The following is a 16663-nucleotide window of genomic DNA, read 5'->3' on the forward strand; positions in this document are numbered from 1 at the left end:
TATGAAAGAATACGTAAATACTTTTATACGTTACAGGTTTCTTCTGGGAGAGCTTGTAAAAAAAGGAATCAAACTGAAGTACAGACGTTCCTATCTTGGTATCATCTGGTCTCTTCTTGAGCCTCTGCTTACCATGATCGTACTAACGATCGTATTCGGTACCCTGTTCGGAAACAAGGATCGGACATTTCCTGTATATATCCTGACAGGACGTCTTCTGTACACATTCTATTCCAGTGCCACAAAAGCGGCATTGAAATCAGTAAGAGCGAATTCGGCAATGATCAAGAAAGTTTATGTGCCAAAATATCTCTATCCGCTGTCAAGTGTACTTTTTAACTATGTGATCTTCCTGATCTCGCTGATCGTGCTGGTTCCGGTAGGAGCAGTACTTGGTGTGGAGCCGACACTTTATATGCTCCAGATCCCGATCGCGCTGATCCTGGTATTTCTGTTGTCTTATGGTTGTGGAATGATCCTTGCTACGATTGGCGTTTTTTTCAGAGATATGGAATATCTGTGGTCAGTAGCGCTGATGCTGATCATGTATACCTGTGCGATCTTTTATTATCCGTCCAGACTGCTGAAAAGTGGTTTTTCATGGATCCTGAAATATAATCCGCTGTACTGTACCATCGATGTTTTTCGTTCGGGAATGTTCGGAGAGCCGATGAATCTTCATTATGCGGCATACGCACTGGTATTCAGCCTTGTGACGATTGCCATCGGAATGTTCTGTTTCAAGAAGAAACAGGATGAATTTATCCTTTATATTTAACAGGAGAAAAATATGGAAAAACCTGCAGTAGTTGTAGATAACGTAAGTATGAAGTTTAATCTCAGTAAAGAAAAGGTAGACAGCCTGAAGGATTACGTGATTAAATTCTTAAAAAAAGAAATTAAATATAATGAATTCTGGGCTCTTCAGAATGTTGATTTTGAGGTGAAAAAAGGTGACCGTGTAGGAATCCTGGGACTTAACGGAGCGGGAAAAAGTACTCTGCTCAAAGTAATTGCCGGTGTATTCAAGCCTACCGAAGGCAAGGTGGTCCGAAACGGACGTCTGGTCCCTCTTCTGGAACTGGGAGCCGGTTTTGATTCGCAGTATACAGGACGTGAGAATATTTTTCTGTATGGTGCGATGCTCGGATATTCCAAGAAGTTTCTGGAATCGAAATTTGATGAGATCGTTGAGTTTTCTGAACTGAAGGAATTTATCGATGTCCCTATTAAGAATTATTCTTCCGGTATGAAGGCAAGACTTGGATTCTCCATTGCCACACTGGTATCACCGGATATCCTGATCCTGGATGAAGTCCTTTCTGTAGGAGATGCCAAATTCCGGAAAAAGAGTGAAAAGAAAGTCTTAAGTATGTTTGATAAGGGCGTTACGGTACTGTTTGTATCCCATTCTCTGGAACAGGTACAGCGCTTGTGCAATAAAGCAATGATACTTGAAAAAGGAAAACTGATCGCATATGGAGATATTGATGAGATCTCGGCCAAATATGCGGAGATGATCAGATAAAGAACAGAAGGCGGCCCAGGCAGTCGCATAAATAAAAAGAACTGGACAGTGAACGGTTTGAATAGCAGATAGCCAGACGATTTGCGGAAATGATGCAAATGTCTGGCTATTATGTTATTATATTACGAAGAAAACAGGGAGGCAAAAAGATGACTTTACAGCAGATCCTTGAAAAGGTAAAAAAAGGCCAGCTCTCTGTGGAGCATGCAGAGGACCTTCTAAAAAAAGAGGGATATGAAGAAATGGATTATGCGAAGCTGGATACTGCCCGAAAAGCGAGGACCGGTTTTGCGGAGGTAGTTTACTGTGCGAGAAAAGCAGACGAACATCTTTTGAATATCTATCAGAAGCTTTATGAGGAAGATGGAGAAGTCTTTGGAACAAGGGCGTCAGAACATCAGTATGAACTGGTAAAAAAGGTTCTTCCTGATGTGGTTTATGATCCGGTTTCCGGAATTTTGAAGATTGAAAAAGAGAAGGAGCATATCGGAAAGGTGGCAGTGTGTACAGCCGGAACAGCAGATATTTCTGTTGCGGAGGAAGCTGCCCAGACAGCAGAGTATTTCGGCACACATGTGGAGAGAATCTATGATGTGGGAGTCAGTGGTATGCACAGACTCTTTTCCAGGCTGGATACCATCCAGGAGGCTAACTGTGTGGTTGCGGTAGCAGGAATGGAGGGTGCGCTGGCAAGTGTTATGGGTGGTCTTGTGAAACGTCCGGTGATCGCGGTACCTACTTCTGTGGGATATGGCGCCAGCTTTCATGGATTGTCAGCGCTTCTGACAATGATCAATTCCTGTGCCAACGGGATTGCAGTAGTAAATATTGACAACGGATTTGGGGCAGGATATCTGGCAACCCAGATCAATCGGCTTGCGGAGGGAAAATAAATGAGAAACAAATTATATCTGGAGTGTGCCTCCGGGATCAGCGGGGATATGACAGTTGCGGCTCTTCTGGATCTGGGTGCAGATCGGAAAAAACTGGTGAGAATTCTTAAAAGTCTGCCGGTAAAAGGTTTCGACATAAAGGTCAGCCGTGTGATGAAATCAGGGATCGATGCCTGTGATTTTGATGTACTACTGGATCATGAGAATCATGATCATGATATGAAATATCTGTATGGGCATGATGGAGATTCTCACAGCCAGGATCATGAGGAACATCATTATCAACATAGTCATGAAGCCCTGGAAGCCCATGAGCATCCCCATTCTCATGAACATCATGTACAGGAAACCCATGGAAACAGTCATACATATACAGAAACGATGCATTCCCACCACGGACACCATCACCATGAACACCGTGGCCTTAACGAGATCATGGAGATTATCGACCATGCAGATATGACAGATCGTGCAAAATCCTATGGAAAAAGGATTTTTAAGATTCTTGCCGAGGCAGAAGCAAAAGCCCATAATGTACCGGTGGATCAGGTCTATTTCCATGAAGTGGGTGCAGTGGATTCCATTGTGGATATTCTTTCTGTTGCAATCTGTATGGATGATCTGGATGTGGAGGAAGTGATCGTTCCAAGACTTTGTGAGGGTAGCGGAACGATTCGCTGTCAGCACGGAATCCTTCCGGTGCCGGTACCGGCGGTAAGTAATATTGTAAGTGCTCATCAGCTGAAGCTGCATATCACATCGGTGCAGGGTGAACTGATAACGCCTACAGGAGCAGCCATTGTGGCGGCATTCCTTACATCAGAAAAACTGCCTGAAGATTTTACGGTGGAGAAGATCGGTATCGGAGCAGGCAAGCGCCAGTATGAGTGCCCGGGAATTCTCCGTGCCATGCTGATCCGGGGATCCGGGGAGGAGGCTTCAGGCAATGATGCTTGTACGGAAGCAGATACCATTATAAAGCTGGAATCCAACATTGATGACTGTACAGGAGAAACGCTTGGCTATGTTATGGAGCTTCTGTATGAGGCAGGAGCCAGAGAGGCCAATTACATGCCTGTATTTATGAAGAAAAACCGTCCGGCATGGCTGCTTACCGTTCTATGTAAAAAAGAACAGGTTTCAGCGATGGAGCAGATCATTTTCAGAGAAACAACAACCATTGGGATCCGTCGCCAGGAGATGGAGAGAACCATTCTGAAAAGAGAGAAAAGAACGGTTACAACCCCGCTGGGAAATGTAGAAGTGAAGGTCTGCACTTTTGACGGACAGGAATATTATTATCCGGAATACGAAAGCGTAAAAAAACTTTGTGAAAAAACAGGGATTTCTTATAAAGAAGTATATCATATGGCTGTGCGGGGATAAGATCGGGTTGGTTGCCTTGTATAATGCACTTACATATTGACACCTTTTCGAAAAAACTATATAAATGTATATAGAAAGATTATTGCCGGACGGAACAGTTGGCAACGACACAGTAAGGCAGAGGCAGGAGAAGGATTTATGGCGGTAACAATACAGCAGATTGCAGAACAGGCAGGGGTTTCCAGGGGAACCGTGGACAGAGCGTTGAACCACAGAGGACGGATCAATCCGGAGGTGGCAGAGAGAATCTGCCGTCTGGCGGACGAGATGGGATATGTACAGAAAGAACGGAAACATTCCAGAACAGCTAAAGATGAAAGATTGAAGATCGGAGTGGTGACACAGCTTGCCAGATCTTCTTTTATGCAGGAAGTAAACCGTGGTATTGAGAAGGCAGCCGTGGAACTGAAAGAAAAAGGGATCCAGCTGATCCTGAAAGAGGGTCTTTCCGTTGATGAAGAGGAACAGCTGCAGGCCATTGAGGAACTGGAACAGGAAGGAATCCGGGGACTTGCGATCATGCCGGTAGACAGTGAGACTGTCCGGGAGAAACTGAATGCTTTGATCGAAGAGAAGAATATCCCAGTAGTAACCTTTAACTCTGATATTGTAGGAACGAGAAGAACCTGTTTTGTGGGAATGGATAACCGTAAAAGTGGACGTACCGCAGCCGGACTTCTTGGAATGCTGACAAGAGGAAATGGAAAGATCCTGATCATCACCGGATATTTCAGCAATCATGTTGACAATCAGCGAGTGGATGGCTTTGTGGAGGAAGCCAAGCGGGCTTTTCCACATCTGGAGATCGCCGGTGTTCACGGAAGCTTTGATGAAGCAGCTGAGGTGGAGCACATTATAGAAAATGCCATGATGAGTACTTCAGGGATCAGCGGGATCCTGGTTGTATCCGGAGGCCAGGCAGGAGTGGGGAAAGCATTTGAAAAGCTGAGACTTGACCGCAGGCCCTACGTTGTGATCTACGATCAGACTCCGAAGAATGAACGGGCACTGAAGAATGATCATGTGGATTTTCTGATCGACCAGAATGGATATGTCCAGGGGTATGAACCGCCAAGGATCCTGGCGGATATCCTGACAAAAGGACAGGAGCCGGAGAGAGAATATCTCTTTACAGATATCAAGATCAAAACAAAATATAACCTTTGAACATGTATTGTGCAAAGTATCATATAAAATAGTCTGCAGAATGAAAACTGCAGGCTTTTTTATATTACAGGAAATCTGTAAGATACTACGATATGAAATATAGATTCCAAGAAAACGACTGTCTGGATACATTTGATCGCGTGCTAATAGCGTGCTAAAAAATCAACACGCAAATGCACATGTAGATAATAGCTACTTTGAACAAAACAAAACTACAAAAATTGTATAGAATAACTGAAAAAAAGAAAAATGAAAAGAAGTACTTGCCCAAATTGTAAAACGGTGCTATATTAACATCATAAGAAACACGCAAGAAAGCACGCTAAATAAAAGAAAAAGCACGCAAATCAAAAAAGCACATAAAAAAGAAGTAAAAAATAAACCATCAAACAAACGGAGGTAAGATCATGAAGTATATCGAATTTGATGAATCCAGACCAATGGACCTGGTGCTCCTTGGAAGAGTTGCCATTGATTTTAATCCTGCTTACAACGATCAGGTAAAGGAGGAGTTCAAACCCCTGAAGAAGGTACATATGTTTGAGAAATTTGTAGGAGGATCTCCTGCAAACATCGCTGTAGGTGTTACCAAGCATGGCCTGAAAGCAGGATTTATCGGAAAGGTTTCGGATGATCAGTTCGGTGAGTATGTTGTAGATTATTTTGATGAGAGAGGAATCGATACCTCACAGATCACAAAATGTACAAACGGAGAGAAGCTGGGACTTACCTTTACCGAGATGCTTTCTCCAAAGGAAAGCAGTATCCTCATGTATCGTAACCGTATCGCAGATCTGCAGCTTCATGTAGACGACATCCACGAGGATTATATCAAAAATGCAAAAGCGATCCTCATTTCCGGAACTGCTCTTGCAGAGAGCCCTTCCAGAGAAGCAGCGATCAAAGCGGTTATGCTTGCTAAGAAAGTAAACACAAAGATCATTTTTGATATTGATTACAGAGAGTACAACTGGAAGAATGCAGATGAGATTTCCATCTACTATTCCATCGTAGCTAAGGAAGCTGACATCATCATGGGCTCCAGAGAAGAGTTTGACCTTACAGAGAAACTGATCAAAGAAGGCATGACTGATGAGGAGAGTGCAGCTTACTGGCAGGCAAAAAATGCAAAGATCGTTGTCATCAAACACGGTATGAAGGGTTCCACAGCCTACACAGTTGACGGACAGAAGTTCAGCATCAAGCCATTCCCGGTTGAGGCAAGAAAAGGCTTCGGCGGCGGCGACGGATACGGCTCCGGATTCCTGTATGGACTGTATCAGGGCTGGGAGATCATTGACTGCCTGGAGTTTGGTTCTGCTGAGGCATCCATGATGGTTAAAAGCAACAACTGCTCCGATTCCCTTCCGGGACCGGATGAAGTTCACGCATTCATTAAAGATGAAAAAGAAAAATTCGGCGAAATGATCGCAAGAGTATAAAGAAAAGGAGTGGGAAAAATGGCAAAGACAGTAAGAATGACAACTGCACAGGCAATTGTAAAATTTCTGGATAATCAGTATGTTTCCATGGACGGAGTGGAGACAAAATTCGTAGAAGGATTTTTCACGATCTTCGGACACGGTATTGCTGTAGGACTTGGTGAGGCACTGGATACAAATCCGGGACAGCTGAAGGTTCTTCAGGGAAGAAATGAGCAGGGTATGTGTCACGTTGCTACCGCTTTTGCAAAACAGAGCAACCGCAAAAAAATCATTGCATGCGCTTCCTCCATCGGACCTGGAGCTGCAAACATGGTAACAGCATGTGCAACAGCAACTGTAAATAATATTCCGCTTCTTGTATTCCCGGCAGATACTTTTGCATCTCGCCAGCCTGACCCGGTTCTCCAGCAGCTGGAGCAGAGCAGCAGCCTTGCCGTCAGTACGAACGATGCATTCAAGCCAGTCTGCAAATACTGGGATAGGATCACAAGACCGGAGATGGTCATGACCGCTCTGATCAATGCAATGAGAGTTCTTACAGATCCGGCTGAAACAGGTGCATGCTGCATCGCGCTTTGCCAGGATGTTGAGGGTGAGTCCTTTGACTTCCCGGAGTACTTCTTCAAGAAGAGAGTGCACAGGATCACAAGACCGGTTGCAGTAGAGGAAGAGCTTGAGGATGTGGCAGAGGTCATCGCAGGAGCGAAGAAACCGCTTATCGTTGTTGGTGGTGGTGTCCGTTACTCAGAAGCTGGAGAAGCTGTTGAGAAATTCTGTGAAGAGTTCAAGATCCCATTCGGCGAGACACAGGCCGGAAAGAGTGCCTGCCAGTCTGGCAATCCGTACTGTCTTGGCGGTATCGGTGTAACAGGAACCTACGCTTCCAACATCATCGGTAAAGACGCAGACGTGGTAATTTCTATCGGTTCCAGAATGTCTGACTTTACAACAAGCTCCAAGCATCTGTTCCAGAATGAGGATGTTCAGTTTGTAAGTATCAACAACTGCAGATTCCACGCATACAAGATGGATGCAGTAAAAGCAGTGGGTGATGCAAAAGCTACCGTAGAAGCACTAGCAGAAAAGCTTCGTGCAAGAGGATATAAATCTGCATACACAGATGAGATCGAGAAAGCAAAAGCTGCATGGGATAAAGAGATGGAGCGCCTTGGAAGCATTGAGTACACAGGAGATGATTTTGAGCCGCTGATCAAGGCAAGAGATCCTCGTACGATTCCGGAATATGTAAAGCTTACAAACGGAAAGATCACACAAACAGCAGCACTTGCAGCAATCAACAGAACTATCGACAAAGATGCAACCATCATCACAGCAGGCGGTTCCCTTCCAAGCTGTATGCAGCGTATGTGGAGAACAGACAAACGTGGCGGATATCATGCAGAGTACGGATATTCCTGTATGGGATATGAGGTTGCCGCTACCCTCGGTGTGAAATTTGCTGAGCCGGATAATGAAGTATACTGCGTAGTTGGAGATTCCAGCTTCCAGATGCTCCACAGTGAGATCATGACTATCATGCAGGAGAGACAGAAAGTCAATATCATGGTATTCGATAACTGCGGATTTGGCTGCATCAACAACCTTGAGATGAACCACGGAATCGGAAGCCTTGCAACAGAGTTCCGTTATACAGACGGCAAGAAACCGACCGGAGATCTGATCCCTGTAGATTATGCGAAGATCGGCGAAGGCTATGGTCTGAAGACCTATACCTGCCGCACCATCCAGGAATTGGTAGACGCTCTGGAAGATGCCAAAAAGCAGGAGATTGCATGCCTCTTTGATCTCAAAGTTATCCCGAAGACCATGACAGACGGATATGAGTCCTGGTGGGATGTAGGAATCGCAACAACATCTGAGAAAGAAAGCGTAAGAAAGGCCTGCGAGGGAGTTATGAAAGGCCGTGAAGAGGCAAGACTGTACTAATCTGGGAGGTAAGAAAATGAGTAAAGTATTTGGTTATCCGGAATATGACGAAAAAGGCGAAAAGATTCTTACAACATACGATAATGAGTACAAGGCCATGATGATGGACATCCGTGTTTACCGTATGAAATCAGGAGAGACAAGAACATTTTTAAGAGAGGGTGAGGAGACAGCAGTTCTCCTCCTCTCCGGAAACATTACCTATAAATGGAACGGAAACGAAGCTGCAGCAACCAGAAAAGACGTGTTCACAGAGGGACCATGGTGTGTTCACGGATGCACAGGAACTGAGATTACAGTTGTAGCAAATGCAGAGTCACAGATCCTTGTTCAGTGCACAAAGAACGAGAAAGATTTCGGTGCAAAACTCTACAAACCGGAAGATGCTCCGTGGGGATATTCCTGCGTAGGCAAGTTCGGAAATGTTGCGAAGAGAAGAGTAAACACCATCTTCGATCATGACATTTCACCGGAGTCCAATATGGTACTTGGTGAGGTTCTCAATGACAGAGGAAACTGGTCCGGATACCTGCCGCACAGACATCCGCAGCCTGAGACATACTTTTTCAAATTTGATCATCCGGAAGGATTTGGAGCAAGCTTTGTCGGTGATCAGGTATTTAAGAGTACAGACGAGAGCTTTTCCGCAATTCCAGGAGGAGAGCTTCATCCGCAGGCAGTTGCACCTGGATATCAGATGTATACATGCTGGATGATCCGCCACATTGACGGAAATCCGTGGCTGCAGACAGACCGCTGCGAGGATGAGAGATATACCTGGCTTCATGACGCCGAGTTTTAAGGATTCGGAGATACTGATACTGGATCGTAAATAACAGGCAGCAGGAAGAGGAAAATGCTGTTGTTCGTGAGGAGCGGACAGCAGTAGACCTGCTGCTATTATGAAAAAAATTGTACTGACTGAAGGGAGATTTTGACAATGGCAAGAGAATTTATTGTACCTGGAGAAATTATTTCCGGTTCCGGAGCACTGGACATGGCAGAAGGAGCACTGAAACTCCTTGGTAAAAAAGCTCTGATCGTAACCGATAAAGTAATGATCGACCTGGGAAACTGTGCAAAAGTTGAGAAGGCGCTGACAAATCAGGGCATTGAATACAGCATTTATTCTGACATCTGTGGTGAGCCAACAGATACCATGATCGAAAAAGGCTTACAGATCTATAAAGATGAGAACTGTGACTTCCTGGTAGCTCTGGGAGGCGGAAGCCCCATTGACTCCATGAAAGCCATCGGCTCACTGGTAGTAAACGGTGGAAGCATTTCCGACTACATGGGAAAAGTGATCGATGTAAAGATGCCGCCAATGGCGGCGATCCCTACCACAGCAGGAACGGGATCTGAGGCAACACAGTTCACGATTATCACGGATACCAAAAAAGACATCAAGATGCTTCTTAAAGGCAAAGTTCTCATGCCGGATCTTGCCATTATCGACCCACAGTTTACTATGACTGCACCTCCAAAGATCACAGCAGCAACAGGTCTTGATGCACTTTGCCACTGTGTGGAAGCTTATACATCCAGAAAAGCACAGACACTTTCCGATACTTTTGCAGTATCTGCAGTAAAGAGGATCTTTAAATATCTTCCGGTTGCATATAAAGACGGAAAGAATGAAGAAGCTCGTGTACAGATGTCTGTCGCTGCTCTTGAGGCAGGAATCGCATTTAACAATGCATCTGTTACCATTATCCATGGAATGAGCCGTCCGATCGGAGCACTGTTCCATGTAGCACACGGACTTTCCAATGCCATGCTTCTGAAGGAGTGCCTTACCTTTGCGCTTCCCGGAGCATACGACAGATTCGGAGCGTTGGGACGTGATATTGGTGTGGCGGATGCAACTGATTCTGATCAGGAAGCAGCTGAGAAATTCCTGAAAGCAGTAGAGTCACTTGTAAATGAACTGGATACTCCGACTCTGGAGCAGTTCGGTATCAATAAAGAAGAGTTCTTCAACGTCATCGACAAAATGGCACATGATGCCATGGACAGTGGAAGTCCTCAGAATACCATGCGTGATGTAACAGAAGAGGAAGTAAAAGAAATCTACAGAAAACTCTGGTAAAATGTAAATGTAAACCCTGCATTGCCAGATAGGAAAAGACTCCGGACCGGAGAAAAAGGCTCCGGAGTCTTTTTTCCCGTGGCAAATATAGCTGCAAAAGAAAAGGAGGCATATCCTTCATGAGAAAAAAGTATATCTGTATTCTGGTGGCAGTCATAGGAGTTTGCAGCCTTTCCGGATGCGGGTCTTCTGCAAAGAAAACAGAAGAAGAGCAGGTAACGATCGGTGTTGTTACAAAATCTAAAAGCAGTGAATATTGGTTGTCTGTCTGCGACGGAATGAAAGATGCGGCAGAAAAATATCATGCAGATGTGGTGATTCTGTCTCCGGATTCCGAAACAGAAGAAGAGGTTCAGAAAAATATGATCCGGGATCTTCTGAAAACCGATATCCAGGCGATGGCAGTTTCTCCTATAGATTCCTATGAATGCGAAGATTATTTAAATTTCGCAAGAGAAAAGGGGATTTCTGTATATGCCTGTGATACTCCCATAGAGGATTCAGAAATCCCTTATATTGGAATTGACAATGAAAAACTGGGTTATGAGCTGGGTGAGCAGCTTGCAAAGGCTCTGGATCATAAAGGAAAGATTGGCGTGATCGCCGGTGATTTTAAGCAGGCCGGACACCGAATGCGTGTTGCCGGATTTGAAAAATATATGGAAAAAGAGCCTGGGATCACCATTGAAATGGTTCGAAACGGATACAGCAATATGCGGGTTTCCCAGAAGGATGTGGATGAGATCCTGGTGAAGTATCCGGATCTTAACGGAATCATGACCACAAGTGCAGTGACGGCCCTGGGGCTTTCAGAGGCAACTGAAGGACGGGAGATTTCTATTGTTTCCGTAGATGCTCAGGAAGATGCCTTAAAAGCGGTTCAGGATGGGCGTATCGTGGCGCTTGGCGCGCAGTCCGGTTATCAGATCGGTTATGAAACCATCCGGTATATTGTGAAGGATCTGGAGGGAGAGGGAACAGGAGAAGATGAGATTCTGGATTCCCAGGTGCTTACCGAAGAAAATATTGATACATATATGAAGGATGACGGACATTCTCATCCCTGATACAAGCAGGTTTCCATCCGCTGCTTATTATTTTTTACAATCCGGCAGAGGCATTGACTGATTCGGTAAAAAGTCAGGCTGGTATCCAAAAATAAAACACAAAACATAAAAATAGGACAAAAGAAGGATGTAGAGATATCAGAAGCAGAAAAACTTTGGTACAGATTTAACAGTCAGGTAAAAATAATACCGAAAAAACTAAAATTTCTCATACTATGATAATCCCGTATTTTCGATAAAATAGAATCATCAAAAGGAAAGCGAAAATAAAAAAAACGAAAAGAAATGAAAGGGCGGGATAATAAGATGGAGAAGAAAAAACTTTCGGTATCAACAGGGCTGTGTTATGCTGGAGGAGATGTAGGATGTAATATCGTGTTCGGAATGATCGGAACACTGCTGACGCTGTTTTACACAGATTATGTAGGGATAAGCGCAGCAACAGTAGGACTGGTAATGTTACTTTCCAGATGCTTTGATGGATTTTCCGATTTGGTCATGGGTGTCATTGTAGAGAGGACCAATTCCAAATGGGGAAAATCAAGACCCTGGCTTCTGTGGATGAGCATTCCATTTGCGCTGTCAGCAGTACTGCTTTTCACAGTGCCGCGTACAACAGGGATGCTTCAGTTTCTGTATCTCTTTGTAACCTATAACTTCTGTACGACCATATGCTATACAGCGATCAATCTTCCATATGGAAGCCTTTCTTCAATGATGATCCGCGAATCATCAGAGAGAGATAAACTCAGTGTATTGAGAATGGGACTGTCACCTATCGGAAAGATCGTTGCAGCAACCTGTACACTGCCGCTTGTAAAGCTTCTTGGAAATGATCAGGCTGCATGGATCAAGGTTATGAGTGTATGGGCAGTGCTTGCACTTGCACTTCTGCTTCTCTGCTTCTTCAGATGTGAGGAAAAGGTTCAGATCGAAGCAAGAAAGAAAGATGAGAAGCTTCCGATTCCGACAATGCTGAAGGCACTTTTTGCAAATCAGTATTTCTGGGCAGTAATGCTTCTGTGGACAGTACAGAGTGTATCCTTTACGATCACAGGAACCATTCTTCCGTACTACTGCAAATATATTTTCAACAATGATACATGGATGTACAGCGCACTGTTCCTTACAGAAACCCTGGTTCTGGTAGTGGGAATCTTCATCTGCTCACCGTTGATCAAGAAATTCGGAAAAAGAAATATCGCATTTGTCGGCGGATTTGTTGCACTTGGCGGCCAGATTTTGTTTTTCCTGAATCCATACAGCTTCGGCTTCATGGTTATGAGCTGTGTCACACGTGCCATCGGACTTGCTCCACTGAACGCAGTTGTATTCAGTATGGTTGGTGATGTAGTAGAGTTCGGACAGTGGAAAAACCATATCCGTCAGGAAAGTCTGATCTTTGCAGGTGGTTCCATCGGAACAAAAGTTGGCGCAGGTCTTGCCTCCGCAGTGATCACAGGTCTTTTAAGCAGTTCCGGATATGTAAGCTCATCTGCAGGAATAACTGCACAGCCGGAAACAGCACTGGAGATGATCGTTTCTCTTTATAAATTTGGACCGATCCTCATTGCAGCAGTGATCATTGTAACGCTTTTCGGATATAAGCTTGACAAAATGTATCCGGCGATCATGCAGGAGCTTACCGAGCGCGAGGCACACGGACAGTTATAAATATTTTATTGTAAAACATATATTCAACCGCAAACAGGAAATCAGGCAGGGGTAGGATACTCCTGCTGTTTCCTGCGTTTATGGGCATATAGCATAGAGAGGCATATATCCGCTTTACAGAAGGGAGGAGTTCTATGTTAAAAAGTATCCGGGCAAAGATATTACTGGCGATCCTGACAGTAACCATGTTTACTGCCTGTTCTCTTACGGGGGTATTTTATTTTCGGGCAGCAGGGATGATCGAAGAAAATTATTCAGGTATCCTGTATGGACGGATGCAGCAAACTATAAAAGATCTGGACGAATCCCTGAAAGAGATTTATTATGTGAATACGAGAACTGCCTGGGATACAGATATACGGAATAATGCGAAGGAATACAGCTGTACAGGAAATGAAAACAGCCTGGAAAATATGGCTGGGCTTCTCCGGGAACACAGTCGGGAATATAAAGATATCAACTCCCTTTACTTTGTCTTTCCAGACAAAAAAATGGCTGTGACTTCTGAGGAATTTCCGGTAAACAAGCAGGGGATTTCAGGAGAACATATCGAGGAATTGGAAAAAATACAGGAACTGGATTCCTTTCCGGTTCTTGTGGAATCTCCGATCCATGAAGGCGGCAGCTTTCTTTCTGTGATCCAGAAGGTAGAGGATGATAATGGAGAGATTCTGGGGTATGTTGTCGCAGATATCAGGGAACGGGCAATTTATTACGAATATCTGGAAGCTGTCAATGATGAAAAGATCACCAGAATAGTTCTGGTAGACAGAAATGATGAAATCGTGACATCCGGAGACTACAGTGACATTGGAAAAACATTTCCGGAGATTACAGACCAGAATGCTCCCAAAATGGAAGGCTATGCAGAAAAAAACGGTGTGATCTCTTTTTTCAGCAGAGGTAGCTTTTCAGACTGCGGCTTATATCTGGAGGTACCGAAAAAAGAAGTTTTAAGCGGACTTTCCCGGATGCGGCTCTTTCTGATCGGAATATTTGGTGCAGTTTTTGTGGCAGCTGTGCTGCTGGCACTGTGGCTCTCCAGAGTAGTCTGCGGACCGCTCAGATCCATGACTGGCACGGTTGAGAAGGTTGGTGAGGGAGATCTGAGCCTCCGTACAGAAGTGACTACTGCTGATGAGATCGGAACCCTCGGAAAAGAATTCAACCACATGCTGGATTATATCGAAGCTCTGATCGCCCAGGTGATTGAAGAGGAACAGCAGAAAAAAGATGCAGAGCTGGAAGCACTGCAGTATCAGATCACACCGCATTTTATGTATAATACATTGAACTCCATCAAATTTGCGGCATTTCTGAAAGGGGAAAAAGAGCTGGCGGGGCTTATTGGAGATTTCGTGGAGCTTCTGCAGGCCAGTATCAACAAAAAGGGAAGCTTCCTTTCTGTTGCCGATGAGATCCATATACTGAAAAATTATATCCATCTGCAGGATTTTCGCTATCAGGGAAGCTTTCAGGTGAAATATGAGATCTCTGAGGAAGCATACCGGTGCTATATTCCGAGACTGATCCTTCAGCCGCTTGTGGAGAATGCTCTTCTTCACGGGATCGACATCAAGCGGCAAACAGGAAAAATCTGGATCAGCGGAAACGTAAGTGAAGGAAAGCTGATCCTCATAGTAAAGGATAACGGCAGAGGAATGACAAAAGAGCAGATCCGAGATCTTTTTAACAGTCATGCAAAAAAAACAAACGGACTTTCCGCAGTGGGGATTCCAAATGTAAAAGAACGCCTGGAGCTTTATTACGGGACACAGGGAGGAATGGAATACGTAAGCAGTGGAAACGGTACGGAGGTCACGGTATTTCTGCCTGCAATCTATGATATGCCTGAAGAAGGGAGAAAAAATTAATGTACAGAACACTGGTGGCAGATGATGATTTTCTTGTAAGGAGCTATCTCAAAACCCTGGATTCCTGGGAAAAAGCAGGATATGAGATCGTGGATGATGCAGAAGACGGGGAGGAAGCTTATGGATTCCTTCAGAAAGAAAAAATCGATGTTCTTGTGACGGATCTTACCATGCCTGTGATGGATGGAATTGAGCTGATCAGAAAGATCCGTGAGGAAAACAGGGATATCTATATTATCGTGCTCAGCTGTCATGATGATTTTGAATATGTAAAAGAGGCCATGCGTCTTGGGGCGGATGAATATGTATTAAAGAACAGTTTGGACGAGGATAGTCTTTATGATACTCTGGAAAAATCAGCCCGGCTGATCGAGAAGCGCAGAGAAAAAAGTCAGGAACAGGCACGGACGAGAAAGCTGATCCATCTGGGAAGTCACGCTCTGAAGTATTATTTTTTTAACGGACTGATCTCGGGGATGCTGAAAAATCAGGCACGTGAGGAAAAGCGTGTGGAAGCCGGAATCGCCGGGAAATATTTTAACAGTGCTGTGATCTGTATGTTTATGGAGAACTGGGCAGAGAGGGAAAGACAATGGACGCCGCTGGAAGTGGAACAGTATTCCCATCATTTCCGCCACAGACTGCTGGAACGTACGGAGGAGCTTCTTGGGACAGAAAGTGAATTTACGGAAGTGGTCTATCTTGGCGCAGGGATTTTTTGCTGTTTTCTTGATCTTTCCGGAGACTGCAGGACATCGGCTATGCAGCAGAGACTGACTGAGGCAGCAGCGATCTGCTACCGGCACTGTCAGGAGGATCTTTGTGATTTTGGTATCAGTGTCAGCAGTGTCTGCATGGGAGAGGATGGGATCCGCCAGGCTTATCAGCAGGCCAGAGAAATGATGAAGCTGCATTTTTATGAGAAAAAAGAGATCCTTTATTTTGAAGGGCGGAAGAAAGCGGACAGTGTTCTGCCGGAAAGTGCTGAGAAGCTGGAAGAGCAGATTTCCAAGCTGAAGGCAGGGAAAGACCGAAAGAAAGCGGAGGAGCTTTGGACACAGGTTCTCGCTGACTGTCAGGATCGCTATACCGACGGAAGACTTCTGGTACAGTGGCTTAAGAAATTGAATCAGACAGCCGGAATTGAGAAAGAGCCCATCTGGTATGGAGATATCGAAAGCTTTGAGAAATTCAGGGAAAAGGGCAGTGCCTGTATTTCACAGCTTTTTGTGGGGGAAGAGGATGCTGTTCCGGAGGGAATCTCTGCTGCTGTGAAAAAAGCACTGGAGTTTATCCGGGAACATTATGAAGCGCCGATCAGCCTTCAGGATGCAGCAGATGCGGCGGAGGTGAATCCTGCTTATCTCAGTTATCTTTTCAAACAGGAGATGAAGATCGGTTTTTCCAATTATGTACAGGAGCTTCGGATCGACTGTGCAAAGAAGCTTCTTTCAGAGACGAACTGTAAAGTGAAGGATGTGGCATTGCGTTCCGGTTTTGGAGATTATCATTATTTTTCCAAGACATTTAAGAAGTTTACGGGCTTAAGTCCTGCGGAATACAGAAAAGAATCCAGATTATCATAGAAAG

The 16663-nt window shown here is 44.7% G+C and carries 13 protein-coding genes; all 13 read left to right on the forward strand.

Annotated features, from left to right (window positions below; all coding sequences use genetic code 11):
• Position 1 precedes the first annotated feature (1 nt).
• The 13 genes from DW694_RS02810 (at position 2) to DW694_RS02870 (ending at position 16659) form a co-directional block, all read left to right on the forward strand.
• Positions 2 to 778 (forward strand): ABC transporter permease, encoded by a 777-nt coding sequence (locus DW694_RS02810; protein WP_118752540.1) that lies wholly within the window; start codon positions 2 to 4, stop codon positions 776 to 778.
• A 12-nt stretch (positions 779 to 790) separates the two neighbouring features.
• Positions 791 to 1528 carry an ABC transporter ATP-binding protein gene (locus tag DW694_RS02815; protein WP_092072899.1) on the forward strand — a complete coding sequence of 246 codons (738 nt, stop codon included), beginning with the start codon at positions 791 to 793 and terminating at the stop codon, positions 1526 to 1528.
• 149 nt (positions 1529 to 1677) lie between these two features.
• Complete coding sequence (larB, locus tag DW694_RS02820) at positions 1678 to 2421, forward strand: nickel pincer cofactor biosynthesis protein LarB (protein WP_118752518.1); 744 nt, start codon at positions 1678 to 1680, stop codon at positions 2419 to 2421.
• Positions 2422 to 3807, forward strand: a complete 1386-nt coding sequence (larC, locus tag DW694_RS02825; protein ID WP_118752519.1) for a nickel pincer cofactor biosynthesis protein LarC — start codon at positions 2422 to 2424, stop codon at positions 3805 to 3807.
• Between the two features lie 138 nt (positions 3808 to 3945).
• Positions 3946 to 4974: a LacI family DNA-binding transcriptional regulator gene (locus DW694_RS02830; protein WP_022426319.1), complete on the forward strand. Its 1029-nt coding sequence runs from the start codon at positions 3946 to 3948 to the stop codon at positions 4972 to 4974.
• A gap of 407 nt (positions 4975 to 5381) precedes the next feature.
• Positions 5382 to 6416, forward strand: a complete 1035-nt coding sequence (gene iolC / locus DW694_RS02835) for a 5-dehydro-2-deoxygluconokinase (RefSeq protein WP_015524405.1) — start codon at positions 5382 to 5384, stop codon at positions 6414 to 6416.
• 18 nt (positions 6417 to 6434) lie between these two features.
• Positions 6435 to 8366 (forward strand): 3D-(3,5/4)-trihydroxycyclohexane-1,2-dione acylhydrolase (decyclizing), encoded by a 1932-nt coding sequence (iolD, locus tag DW694_RS02840; protein ID WP_118608902.1) that lies wholly within the window; start codon positions 6435 to 6437, stop codon positions 8364 to 8366.
• 16 nt (positions 8367 to 8382) lie between these two features.
• Entirely contained in the window at positions 8383 to 9168 is a 786-nt protein-coding gene (locus DW694_RS02845) for a 5-deoxy-glucuronate isomerase (RefSeq protein ID WP_114001738.1), read from the forward strand.
• A 138-nt stretch (positions 9169 to 9306) separates the two neighbouring features.
• Positions 9307 to 10458: an iron-containing alcohol dehydrogenase gene (locus DW694_RS02850; protein WP_015524408.1), complete on the forward strand. Its 1152-nt coding sequence runs from the start codon at positions 9307 to 9309 to the stop codon at positions 10456 to 10458.
• 119 nt (positions 10459 to 10577) lie between these two features.
• Positions 10578 to 11525: a substrate-binding domain-containing protein gene (locus DW694_RS02855; protein WP_118752520.1), complete on the forward strand. Its 948-nt coding sequence runs from the start codon at positions 10578 to 10580 to the stop codon at positions 11523 to 11525.
• Between the two features lie 306 nt (positions 11526 to 11831).
• Entirely contained in the window at positions 11832 to 13199 is a 1368-nt protein-coding gene (locus tag DW694_RS02860) for a glycoside-pentoside-hexuronide (GPH):cation symporter (protein WP_015524410.1), read from the forward strand.
• Positions 13200 to 13333: 134 nt separating this feature from the next.
• Entirely contained in the window at positions 13334 to 15073 is a 1740-nt protein-coding gene (locus DW694_RS02865) for a sensor histidine kinase (protein WP_118752521.1), read from the forward strand.
• Positions 15073 to 16659, forward strand: coding sequence for a response regulator (locus DW694_RS02870; RefSeq protein ID WP_118752522.1), 1587 nt, complete (start codon positions 15073 to 15075; stop codon positions 16657 to 16659). Before DW694_RS02865 ends, DW694_RS02870 begins: the two co-directional genes overlap by 1 nt.
• Positions 16660 to 16663: the final 4 nt, after the last annotated feature.

This window comes from Ruminococcus sp. AM26-12LB (assembly GCF_003480785.1).
Lineage (GTDB): Bacteria > Bacillota > Clostridia > Lachnospirales > Lachnospiraceae > Blautia_A > Blautia_A fusiformis.

Coding starts and splice junctions, on each gene's coding strand:
- DW694_RS02830 (WP_022426319.1), top strand. CDS start 3,946: ATGGCGGTAACAATACAGCAGATTGCAGAACAGGCAGGGGTTTCCAGG.
- DW694_RS02865 (WP_118752521.1), top strand. CDS start 13,334: ATGTTAAAAAGTATCCGGGCAAAGATATTACTGGCGATCCTGACAGTA.
- DW694_RS02845 (WP_114001738.1), top strand. CDS start 8,383: ATGAGTAAAGTATTTGGTTATCCGGAATATGACGAAAAAGGCGAAAAG.
- DW694_RS02855 (WP_118752520.1), top strand. CDS start 10,578: ATGAGAAAAAAGTATATCTGTATTCTGGTGGCAGTCATAGGAGTTTGC.
- DW694_RS02810 (WP_118752540.1), top strand. CDS start 2: ATGAAAGAATACGTAAATACTTTTATACGTTACAGGTTTCTTCTGGGA.
- iolD (WP_118608902.1), top strand. CDS start 6,435: ATGGCAAAGACAGTAAGAATGACAACTGCACAGGCAATTGTAAAATTT.
- larC (WP_118752519.1), top strand. CDS start 2,422: ATGAGAAACAAATTATATCTGGAGTGTGCCTCCGGGATCAGCGGGGAT.
- DW694_RS02860 (WP_015524410.1), top strand. CDS start 11,832: ATGGAGAAGAAAAAACTTTCGGTATCAACAGGGCTGTGTTATGCTGGA.
- DW694_RS02850 (WP_015524408.1), top strand. CDS start 9,307: ATGGCAAGAGAATTTATTGTACCTGGAGAAATTATTTCCGGTTCCGGA.
- larB (WP_118752518.1), top strand. CDS start 1,678: ATGACTTTACAGCAGATCCTTGAAAAGGTAAAAAAAGGCCAGCTCTCT.
- iolC (WP_015524405.1), top strand. CDS start 5,382: ATGAAGTATATCGAATTTGATGAATCCAGACCAATGGACCTGGTGCTC.
- DW694_RS02870 (WP_118752522.1), top strand. CDS start 15,073: ATGTACAGAACACTGGTGGCAGATGATGATTTTCTTGTAAGGAGCTAT.
- DW694_RS02815 (WP_092072899.1), top strand. CDS start 791: ATGGAAAAACCTGCAGTAGTTGTAGATAACGTAAGTATGAAGTTTAAT.